This is a genomic window from Cellulosimicrobium cellulans (genome assembly GCF_001722485.1).
Classification (GTDB): Bacteria; Actinomycetota; Actinomycetes; order Actinomycetales; family Cellulomonadaceae; genus Cellulosimicrobium; species Cellulosimicrobium cellulans_A.
Window position 1 is genome coordinate 19,545 of sequence record NZ_LWGL01000023.1, and the last position, 10,036, is coordinate 29,580.

Here is a 10,036-nt window from a genome sequence, read left to right on the forward strand (position 1 = left end):
GGCTCAGCGGCGGGGCCAGTGCCACGCGGGCTGGTCGAGGAGCCCCTGCCGCCCGGCGACGACGGTCTCGCCCTCGGACTTCTCGAGCTCGACGGCGACCAGGTCGTCGTCGTCGAGCCCGCCGGTCCCCGACGACGCCGCGTCCCGCAGCGCGTCCACGAGCGCCGCCGAGTGGGTCACCACGACGACCTGCGTGTCCCGGGCCGCGGCGAGCACGAGGCGGCCGAGCGGCGGCAGCAGCTCGGGGTGCAGGCTGGTCTCCGGCTCGTTGAGGACGAAAAGCGCCGGCGGCCGCGGGCTGAGGAGCGCGGCGACCCACAGCAGGTAGCGCAGCGTCCCGTCGGACAGCTCCGCGCCGGTGAGCGGCCGCAGCAGGCCCTGCTGGCGCACGGTGAGCTCGAAGCGGGCGTCGTCGGCCCGGACCTCGACCCGGGCGCCCGGGAACGCCGCCGCGACCGCGGCGTCGAGCTCGGCACCGCGCCCCTGGTCGCGCACCGTCTCCAGCGCGGCGGCGAGGTCGGCGCCGTCGTGCGCGAGGACCGGCGTGCGCGTGCCCACGCGCACCGCCCGCGCCGGTGCCAGGGGGTCGGTGCGGAACTGGTCGTAGAACCGCCACGACCGCAGCCGCTCGCGCACCGCGACGACCTCGGGCGCACCCACCGGGTCGACGTGCTCGCTCAGCAGGCTGTCGAACGTCCGCACGCGCGCGGGCGAGGTGGTCCAGGCGCCCGCGTCGTCCCGCAGGCGCACGGCCGGCCCGCGCCGCTCCGCCTGGAGCGTGGCGGGTCGCAGCACCGGGCCCGTCCACACGGCCTCGACCTTGATCTCGGGGTCGTGCCGGAAGGCGCTCCCGCCGTCCTGCGGCAGCCCGAGGTCGACGGCGTAGCCGAGGTCGGACGGCCCCGTGCCCGCGAACCCGAGGCGCACCGCGACCGGGCCGGTCCGCAGCCGGCCGTGCACGTCGCCGTCGCGCGTGGCGCGCGAGCCCTGCTCCGGGCCCGCCCACAGCGTCGAGGCGAGGCCGCCCTCGCGCGCCAGGGCGCCCACCGCGCCGCCGAGCGCGCAGTCCGCGAGCAGACGCAGCGACCGGTAGAGGTTCGACTTGCCCGTGCCGTTGGCGCCGGTCACGACGGTGACGCGCCCGAGCGGCAGCACGACGTGCCGCAGCGAGCGGTACCCCTCCACGGCGATCGTCCCGATCATGCGCACCCCATGGGCCGTCACGGTACGAGACGGCACCCACGCGCGCCGCGGTGCCGGTTGCGGCCCGGGGGTGACCGGAGCACTTTGGTCCTACGACTCGTGCCGGCGCGGCCTGGGGACAGCGCCGTGACCCGGCAGGGCCGCGGATCGCCCGACCCGACGGAACGCTGGACCGAAGTGGAGGAGACCGACGTGGCGCAGAACGAGGAGACCGGTGAGGTCACCGGCACGAAGGACAAGGACTACGACATCATCTGGTTCGTCGAGCAGTGCCTGAGCAACGTGCTGCGCCTGGAGGAGTACGTCCAGGACGCGGAGCGCGACGGCGACTCGGAGCTCGCGGAGTTCTTCCGCCGCGCGCAGCACGAGAGCCAGAAGGGCGCCGAGCAGGGCAAGCGGATCCTCGCGAGCCGCCTCGGGGGCTGACGCGCCCTTCGCCGTGACAGCCGTCGGCCCGGCGGCCGCCCGCGCGGGGCGGTCGCCGGGCCGCGTCGCCCCCGGCAGCCGCGCGGCTCCCGGAGGCGTGGCTCAGCCGCGCCCGCGGCCGAGCATCGCCTGCAGCACGACGTCGTGGACGTCGGTGTTGCGCAGGGCGCCGTCGAGGTGCTGGGCGCCGGGCCCCTGCGCGGTCAGCGGCGTCGCCTCGCCGGTGTGGCCGCCGGTGGTCCAGTCGACCGTGAACTGCAGGTCGGTGCCGGCGAGGTCGAACGGGCCGTCCTCGGCCGTGGCGCCCTCGCCGGACTCGTCCTCGTCGTCGACGTTCTCGATCGCGAGCCCGCCCGTCGCGTGGTCGCCCACGACGAGCACGAGCGTGCCGCGGTGGTGCGCCGCGAAGTCGAGCGCGAGCGCGACGGTCTCGTCGAGCGCCTGGCCCGCCTGGATGGTGCGCGTCGCGTTGCTGCGGTGCGCGAACTCGTCGACGGCCTCCTCCTCGACCACGAGGAAGAACCCGTCGCGGTCGCGGGACAGCACGTCGAGCGCCTTCGCCGTCATGTCGACGAGCGGGACGGCGGGCGCGTAGACGTCGCCCTCGCCCTCGTTGCGCTGCTGGAACATCTCCTCGTTGGCGAACAGCCCGAGGAGCGGGGCGCGACGCGCCGCGGCGAGCTCGTCGGCGTCGGTCACGTACGTGTACCCGAGGTCCTGCGCGCGCTCGACGAGGTTCCCCGCGGTGCCCCTGCTCTGCTCGGTCGGGTCCTCCGGCGGGTTGTCGGGCCACGCCCCGGGGTCGCCCTCCGGGTACCACCAGTCCTCGCCGCCGCCGAGGATCACGTCCGGGCGCGAGCTCTCGAGGAACTGCCGCGCGATCTCGCTCTGGTCACCGCGGTCGGGCACGTGCGCGCCGAACGCGCCGGGCGTCGCGTCGGTGACCTGCGCCGTCGTGACGAGGCCGGTCGCCTTGCCTGCGTCCCGCGCCCGCTCGAGGAGCGTCGGGACGGGGTTGCCGGCGGCGTCGACCCCGACCGCGCCGTTGTACGTGCGGACCCCGGACGCGAACGCGGTCGCGCCGGCGGCGGAGTCGGTGACCGCCTCCTCGGGGTCGGCCGAGTCGGTCGTCGTCCAGCCGGCGTGCTCGAGCGAGTCCATGGCGAGCTGCCCGTCCTTGCCGACGGTGGCGAGGCGGATCACCTCGCGGTGCGACATCCCGAGCCCGTCGCCCTGGATGAAGATGACGTTCCTGGCCCGCTCCCCACGGCCGCGGTCGTCCGGCCGGCCGTGGCCGCCGTGCCCATTGTGCCCGCCGTCGTCGCCGTACCCGCCGCCCAGGGGGAGGAGCGCCGCGAGGGCCGCTGCGGCGGCGACCCCGGCCGCGCCCGACCTCCACGTCGTGCGTCGTGCGTCCATGAGTCCTCCTTCGAGACCCGTCGGTGGCTCCGGTGCCGCCGACCTCCCCACGCTAGGACGGCGGGGCGTGCTCACCAGCGGGCGGTCCCGTCCGCAGGCGAGGTGACACGATGTCCGTTCGATGTCACGTCCGAGCCGTCCCGTTCGTGGGTGGTGGGCGCCCGCGGTGGTGACATCATCGACACCATGCCCCCGTTCTCCCCCCAGGACACCGCTGCCGACGTCGCCACCACGGCCCCCGACGTGCGTCCCTACGACGCGCTGTTCCTCTACTCGTTCGGCGGCCCGAACAAGCCCGAGGACGTCGTGCCGTTCCTGCGCAACGTCACCGCGGGCAAGGGCATCCCCGACGCGCGCCTCGAGGAGGTCGGCGAGCACTACTACGGCTTCGGCGGCAGGAGCCCGATCAACGAGCAGAACCTCGAGCTCAAGGCGGCGCTCGAGGCCGAGCTCGCCCGCCGCGGCATCGACCTGCCCGTCGTGTGGGGCAACCGCAACTGGGACCCGTACACCGACGACGCGATCACCGAGCTCGAGGCCCTCGGCGCGCAGCGCGCGGTCGCGCTCGTGACGTCCGCCTACTCCTCGTACTCCGGCTGCCGCCAGTACCGCGAGGACCTCGCGGTCGTGCTCGAGAAGCGCGGTCAGCTCGACGCGACCGGGTCCACGGGCGTGCAGTTCGACAAGATCCGCTCCTACTTCAACCACCCGGGCTTCGCGCAGGCGAACGTCGACGCGGTCCTCGACGGGTACGCGGCGCTCGCCGAGAAGGGGGGCGACGGCGCGGCCGCGCGCCTCGTGTTCGTCACGCACTCCATCCCGGACACGATGGAGGCGGCGTCGCGCGTCGCGTTCGCGACGTACTCCGAGCAGCACCTCGACCTCGCGCGCGTGATCGTCGCGCAGGTCTCCGAGCGCCTCGGCCACGACGTCGCGTGGGACCTTGCGTACTGCTCGCGCTCCGGCCCGCCGAGCCAGCCGTGGCTCGAGCCCGACGTCAACGACCACCTCGAGGAGCTGGCGAAGGACGGCGTGCGCGACGTCGTGCTCGCACCGATCGGGTTCGTCTCGGACCACATGGAGGTCGCCTACGACCTCGACACCGAGGCGCTCGAGACCGCCGGGGAGCTCGGCCTGACCGCCGTCCGCGCCGGCACGGTGAGCACGCGCGAGCCGTTCGTCCGCGGTCTCGTCGACCTGCTCCTCGAGCGCGCCGCGATGGCGCGCGGCGAGGACGTCGCGCAGGCGACCGTCGGCGGGCTGCCCGCGTTCCGCTCGGTGTGCGCGCCCGGCTGCTGCCTGCGCCGCGACGGCGAGCCGAGCGGCGTCCCCGCGCTGTGCAGCACCGACCTGTACTCCTGAGCACGACGCACCCACCGATCTCGGACGAGGAGCCCGGAACCCCATGAGCGACGAGCACGGACGCGGCGCTGCCCGCGTGCCCGCGGACCACGACCAGATCAACGCGACCATCCGCTACGCGATGTGGTCGGTGTTCGCGACGGCGGCGCCGCTGCCCGCGAACGCCGAGGAGCGTGCCGCGCTGGTCACCGAGGCGCTCGACGCCGTGGGCGGCGGTGCCGACCCGGCCGCGACCGACGGCGAGCTCGTGGTCCGGGGCTGGTACGACGTCGCGGGCCTGCGCTCGGACGCGGACCTCATGGTGTGGTGGCACGGGCCGACGATCGAGTCGGTGCAGGGCGCGTACCAGCGCCTGCGGCGCAGCGGCCTCGGCGCGCACCTCGAGCCCGTGTGGTCCAACGCGGCGCTGCACCGTCCCGCGGAGTTCAACCGCGGCCACGTGCCCGCGTTCCTCGCGGGCGAGGACCCGCGCGGGTACCTGTGCGTGTACCCGTTCGTGCGGTCCTACGAGTGGTACCTGCTGCCCGACACCGAGCGCCGTACGATGCTGCGCGACCACGGCCTCGCGGCGAAGGACTACCCGGACGTGCGGGCGAACACCGTCTCGTCGTTCGCGCTCGGCGACTACGAGTGGATCCTCGCGTTCGAGGCCGACGAGCTGCACCGCATCGTCGACCTCATGCGCGAGCTGCGGAGCACCGAGGCACGCCGGCACGTGCGCGAGGAGGTCCCGTTCTTCACGGGCCCGCGCACGAGCCTGACCGCCTGGGCGGACCGCCAGCCCGTCGCCTGAGCGACCGCCCGACGCCGGCGCGTACCCGGCGGGCCGGCGCGGACGCCGAGATGCTCAGCGTGCTGAGCGATGTCATCGTGGAGGCATGACGACCGCCGCCGCCTCCTCGTCCCTGACCGTCCCGCCGACGTCGGCCGACCGCGTCCGGCAGGTCGTGGTCCTGCTCGGCTCCCTCCTCGCCGCCGGAGCCGCCGCCTACGGGTCCGGTGCGTTCGGCGGCCAGGCGATCCAGGATGCCGCCGGGGGAGCGCTGTCCGCGACGGCCACCCCGGTCGCGCCGGACAACCCGGCCTTCCGCATCTGGTCGGTGATCTACCTCGGGCTGTTCGTTTTCGCCGTCCTGCAGGTGCTGCCCCGCAACGCGGCGGACCCGCGGCTGCGCGCGACCGCGTGGTGGGTCCTGGCGTCGATGGTCCTCAACGCCGCCTGGATCGGCGTCGTGCAGGCCGGCTCGCTCGCGGGCAGCGTCGTCGTCATCGCCGCCCTGCTCGCCGTGCTGGCGGTGCTCGTGGTGCGGCTCGTGCGCGCCGCGCCGTCGAGCACGGCGCAGGCGCTGCTGCTCGACGGCACGGTCGGCCTGTACACCGGCTGGGTGAGCGTCGCGACGCTCGCGAACGTCGCCGCCGCCCTCGCGGACGCCGGGCTGGGGGAGCTCGGGCTCGGCGCGACCGGCTGGTCCGTCGTCGTCGTGGTGCTCGCCGCCGCGCTGGCCGCGGCGTGGGCCGCGTTCGCGGGCCGACGTCGGGCAGTCGCCCTCGGCATCGCGCTCGCGATGTCGTGGGGTCTGGCGTGGGTCGCGGTGGGGCGCTTCGCGGGCCCGCTCGAGGACACGACGGTCGCGTGGGCGGCCGCGGTCGCGTCGGCGGTCGCGCTCGGGGCGGGGCTCGTCGCCGTCCTGCGTCGCCGGGGCGTCCGAGCGCGGCCCGTGCCTGCGCCGCTCAGTCCTTCTTGAGCGGGTCGTGGCCCCAGTTCATGAGCGAGTACCGCCACGGCGTGTCGGTCACGTCGCCGTCGGGCCGCTGGGCGGAGTGCCGGGCGACGTAGCCGGCGACCTTGCGCATGTGCTCGAGGTCCGACTCGCTCAGGTCGTCCTTCTTCGTGCGCAGCAGCTCGACGATGCGCCGGCCGGACGCGTGCCCGGTGCTCTCCGACCCGCCCGACGACTTCTGCCCCACCGACTGCGACTCGTCGGTCCCGAGCCACGACTCGAGCTCCGAGGCCGTCATGTTGACGGCCTCGGAGAAGTCGTGCCGGATCTCGTCCGCGTCCTCGTGCACGTCCTTCGTCATGCCTCCAGGGTGCGGGCGCGGGCGCGGGCACGCGCGTCGGGACGGCCCAGCGGGACGCGCCGGGACGGCTCAGGGGTACAGGCCCCGGATCTGGTGGGCCTCGGCGACGCGCTGCACGCCGATGACGAGCGCCGCGTCGCGCAGGCTCAGCCCCTCGCGCCGCGCGAGCGTCGACACCTCGTCGTACGCGTGCTGCATGCGGTGCTCGAGCTTCTCGTCGATCTCCTGGGCGGTCCACCAGTAGGCCTGGTTCGCCTGCACCCACTCGAAGTACGACACGACGACGCCGCCCGCGTTCGCGACGACGTCCGGGACGACCGTGACACCGCGCTCGGCGAGCACCCGGTCGCCCTCCGCGGTCGTCGGGCCGTTCGCGCCCTCGACGACCCACCGCGCCCGCACCCGGGCGGCGGACCCGCCGTCCAGCACGCCGCCGACGGCGGCCGGGACGAGCACGTCCACGTCCAGGGCGAGGAGGGCGTCGTTCGCCAGCGGCTCGGCGCGCTCGAAGTCGACGACGCTGCCCGTGCGGGCGACGTGCTCGAGCAGGCCGCGCACGTCGAGGCCGTCGGGGTCGTGCACGCCGCCGTACTGGTCCGAGACGGCGACGACGCGCGCCCCGCGGGACGCGAAGATCGCCGCCGCGTGCGAGCCGACCTTGCCGAACCCCTGGATCGCGACGGTGACGTCCACGAGGTCCGCCCCCGCCTCGGCGAGCGCGGCGGCGGTGACGTGGACGACGCCGGCCGAGGTCGCCGTCGTGCGCCCCAGGGAGCCGCCCACGGTGATCGGCTTGCCCGTGACGACGGCCGGGATCGTGTAGCCCTGGTTGACCGAGTAGGTGTCCATGACCCACGCCATGGTGCGCTCGTCGGTGCCCATGTCGGGCGCCATGATGTCCCGCTCCGGGCCGACCACGGGCATGATCTCGGACGTGTAGCGGCGCGTGACGCGCTCGAGCTCGGCGTCGGTGTGGTCGCGCGGGTCGATCGTCACGCCGCCCTTCGCGCCGCCGTACGGCAGGTCGACGACGGCGCACTTCCACGTCATCCACATGGCGAGCGCGCGGACCTCGTCGATGTCGACGGAGGGGGCGTAGCGCAGCCCGCCCTTGCCGGGGCCGCGCGAGACGTTGTGCTGCACGCGGTAGCCGTGGAAGAGGACGGTGCGGCCGTCGTCGCGGCGCAGCGGGACGGCGACGTGCACCTCGCGCCGCGGCGTCGCGAGCATGCGGTGCAGGCCGTCGTCGTAGCCGAGGAACGCGACCGCGCCGGCGAGCTGGGCGTGGGCGGTCGCGAGCGGCGAGGCGGGTGCCTGCGCGGGCGTCGTCGCCGCGTCGCCGGGCACCGGGGCCGTCCGCTGGGTGGGCTGCTCGGTGGGAAGGGTCGTCTGGGGTGCTGACGTCGTCGTCACTGGTCCTCCGGTCGAGGTGGTCCCGGGCGCGGCGGGGGTGTGCCGCACCCGGGATCCAACGTACCGCGGCCCGCGGGACGCGCAGCGGCGCGCCCCGCGGGCCGGCTCGGAAGGGGGAGGCGTCAGCCGGCGAGGCCGTCGACCGCCGCGCGCTCGTCGTCGGTGAGGGAGAACCCGGTGACGTGGAAGTTCTCCTCGATGCGCTCGGGCGTCACGGACTTCGGGATGACGACGAAGCCGTGGTCGAGGTGCCAGCGCAGCACGACCTGCGTCGGGGTGACGCCGTGCGCCGACGCGACCTCGGCGAGCACGGGCGCGCCGAGGTCGGTGCGCTTGAACGGGCTGTAGCCCTCCAGCACGACGCCGCGCGTCGTGAGCTCGCGCGCGAGCTGCGCGTCGTAGTCGGCCGGGCTCCACGGGATCTGGTTCACCGCGGGCGTCTCGCCCACCTGCTCGGAGAGGATGTCGACCTGCTCCACGGAGTAGTTGCTCACCCCGATCGAGCGGACCTTGCCCTCGTCCCGCAGCTCGACGAACCGCTCCCACACCCACGGCGACGCCTCGCCGGACGGCGGCCAGTGGATGAGCCACAGGTCGACGTAGTCGGTGCCGAGGTCGCGCAGCGACGCCTCGATCGTCTCGCGCTCCTTGCCCGCGGCGTCCGGCGGGAGCTTCGTCGTGACGAAGACGTCGGCGCGGTCGACGTCGGAGTCGGCGAGGGCGCGCCCCACCTGCGACTCGTTGCCGTAGCCGGTCGCGGTGTCGACGTGGCGGTAGCCGACGTCGAGCGCGTGGCGCACGGCGCGGTAGCAGTCGTCGCCCTCGGACTGCCACGTGCCGATGCCGAGCAGCGGGATCTCCCCGCCGGGGAGCGTGGCCGTGGGGATGCGTGAGGTGTCGGGTCCAGTGGTCATGGGCACCAGTCTTCGTGCCCGGCGCCGTCCCTCGCCACCGGTACCGGGCGCCCCTGCGCGCGGCGGCGCTCAGCGGGCGGTGCGACGGCGGTGCTGGGCGGGCGTCTCGCCGGTGAGGCGCGCGAACGTGCGCGTGAACGACGGCTGGTCGTAGAAGCCGGACGCCGCCGCGACCTCCGCGATGGTGCCCTCGCCGGCGGCGAGGAGCAGGGCCGCGCGGTCCACGCGTGTGCGCAGCACGAGCTGGCGCGGGGTGACGCCGTACACCCGCCGGACGCGGCGCTCGAGCGTCGCCGGGGTGCACCCCGCGGCGTCCGCGAGGCGCTCGGTGGTCCACCGCGCCGCGAGGTCCGCCTCGACCGCCGCGACGAGGGCCGACACCGAGTCCATCGTCGCGTCGTCGGCCTCGCCGGCGCGCAGGTCGTGCGACACGGACACGAGCCCGAGGAGGCCGCCCGCGTCGTCGTGCACGGGGAGCTTCGCGGTGAGGAACCAGCCCGCGGTGCCGCCGAGGCGCCGGATGCGCTCGAGCTCGCCGCGCAGCGGGCGCCCCGTGCGCAGCACCTCCGCGTCCTGCTGCTCGTAGCGCTCCGCGAGCTGGGGCACGAAGAGGTCGCCGGCGCGCCGCCCGACCACCGCGCGGCGCGAGCGCTCGGTCGTGCGTGCGACGAACACCGGGTTGACCGCGACGTAGCGTCCGGTGACGTCCTTGGCGCAGAACATCGTGCCGGGCAGCTCGTCCATGAGGGCGACCATCGCGGGGCTGAGCGCCGCGAGGAGGGCGTCGCCCTCCGGCCAGGAGTTGTCGCGAACGGCTGCCATGTCGCCCCGGATCGTACAAGACAGGGCGCGCGCGGCGAGGCACGCTGGAGGGATGAGCGACGACGCCCCTGCCCGGCCTCTCCCCACCCCCGGAGCCGCCGCCACCGACCTGCGGGCCACCGCCCCCGAGGACCTCGTCGACGAGGCCGTCGCCCTCGCGCGCCGCTGGCTCGCGGCGAGCGAGGGCGCCGGTGACGCCCGTGCCCGCAAGACGGCCGAGCGGCTCGGCGCGCTCGTCTCGGACCCGGCCGGGCTCGAGCTCGCCGTGCGGTTCGTCGACGACGTCGCGCGCCCCCAGGACCCGCACGTCGCCGCACGCGCGCTCGCGCGGCTCGGCGACCTCGCCGGCTCGGCCGGCTCGTTCCTCGGTCCGGTCGACCGCACGCTGCTGCGCG

The 10,036-nt window shown here is 75.3% G+C and carries 11 protein-coding genes; 5 read left to right on the plus strand and 6 right to left on the minus strand.

Going from position 1 to position 10,036, the window contains the following annotated elements; all coding sequences use genetic code 11:
- Window positions 1-3: 3 nt before the first annotated feature.
- Window positions 4-1,203, minus strand: coding sequence for an AAA family ATPase (locus tag JZ5iCDA_RS04690; protein WP_069386093.1), 1,200 nt, complete (start codon window positions 1,201-1,203; stop codon window positions 4-6).
- 192 nt (window positions 1,204-1,395) lie between these two features.
- Here JZ5iCDA_RS04690 and JZ5iCDA_RS04695 point away from each other — a divergent pair, with 192 nt between their 5' ends.
- A complete protein-coding gene (locus JZ5iCDA_RS04695; RefSeq protein ID WP_069386109.1) occupies window positions 1,396-1,629 on the plus strand; it encodes a hypothetical protein in 234 nt (77 codons plus the stop codon).
- A gap of 102 nt (window positions 1,630-1,731) precedes the next feature.
- Here JZ5iCDA_RS04695 and JZ5iCDA_RS04700 read toward each other — a convergent pair whose 3' ends face one another.
- Window positions 1,732-3,048 (minus strand): alkaline phosphatase, encoded by a 1,317-nt coding sequence (locus JZ5iCDA_RS04700; RefSeq protein ID WP_083259668.1) that lies wholly within the window; start codon window positions 3,046-3,048, stop codon window positions 1,732-1,734.
- A gap of 186 nt (window positions 3,049-3,234) precedes the next feature.
- Here JZ5iCDA_RS04700 and JZ5iCDA_RS04705 point away from each other — a divergent pair, with 186 nt between their 5' ends.
- From JZ5iCDA_RS04705 to JZ5iCDA_RS04715, 3 genes are all read left to right on the plus strand, one after another.
- On the plus strand, window positions 3,235-4,410 hold the full coding sequence (locus tag JZ5iCDA_RS04705; protein WP_069386110.1) for a ferrochelatase: 1,176 nt from the start codon (window positions 3,235-3,237) through the stop codon (window positions 4,408-4,410).
- 43 nt (window positions 4,411-4,453) lie between these two features.
- The gene (hemQ, locus tag JZ5iCDA_RS04710) at window positions 4,454-5,203 is read left to right on the plus strand and encodes a hydrogen peroxide-dependent heme synthase (RefSeq protein WP_069386094.1); all 750 of its coding nucleotides are present in this window, start codon (window positions 4,454-4,456) and stop codon (window positions 5,201-5,203) included.
- 85 nt (window positions 5,204-5,288) lie between these two features.
- Complete coding sequence (locus JZ5iCDA_RS04715) at window positions 5,289-6,155, plus strand: tryptophan-rich sensory protein (RefSeq protein ID WP_069386095.1); 867 nt, start codon at window positions 5,289-5,291, stop codon at window positions 6,153-6,155.
- Here the strand turns inward: JZ5iCDA_RS04715 and JZ5iCDA_RS04720 are convergent.
- The 4 genes from JZ5iCDA_RS04720 to JZ5iCDA_RS04735 all read right to left on the minus strand — a co-directional run bounded on the left by JZ5iCDA_RS04720 (window position 6,142) and on the right by JZ5iCDA_RS04735 (window position 9,641).
- Window positions 6,142-6,492: a DUF3140 domain-containing protein gene (locus JZ5iCDA_RS04720; RefSeq protein ID WP_069386096.1), complete on the minus strand. Its 351-nt coding sequence runs from the start codon at window positions 6,490-6,492 to the stop codon at window positions 6,142-6,144. The genes JZ5iCDA_RS04715 and JZ5iCDA_RS04720 overlap by 14 nt on opposite strands.
- Before the next feature lie 69 nt (window positions 6,493-6,561).
- Complete coding sequence (locus JZ5iCDA_RS04725; protein WP_069386111.1) at window positions 6,562-7,839, minus strand: Glu/Leu/Phe/Val family dehydrogenase; 1,278 nt, start codon at window positions 7,837-7,839, stop codon at window positions 6,562-6,564.
- 188 nt (window positions 7,840-8,027) lie between these two features.
- Complete coding sequence (locus JZ5iCDA_RS04730) at window positions 8,028-8,819, minus strand: aldo/keto reductase (protein WP_069386097.1); 792 nt, start codon at window positions 8,817-8,819, stop codon at window positions 8,028-8,030.
- 69 nt (window positions 8,820-8,888) lie between these two features.
- A complete protein-coding gene (locus JZ5iCDA_RS04735; protein ID WP_069386098.1) occupies window positions 8,889-9,641 on the minus strand; it encodes a helix-turn-helix transcriptional regulator in 753 nt (250 codons plus the stop codon).
- A gap of 52 nt (window positions 9,642-9,693) precedes the next feature.
- Between JZ5iCDA_RS04735 and JZ5iCDA_RS04740 the strand changes: the two genes are divergently transcribed.
- Window positions 9,694-10,036: hypothetical protein (locus JZ5iCDA_RS04740; protein ID WP_253181956.1), on the plus strand; the 343-nt coding region annotated here is incomplete at its 3' end.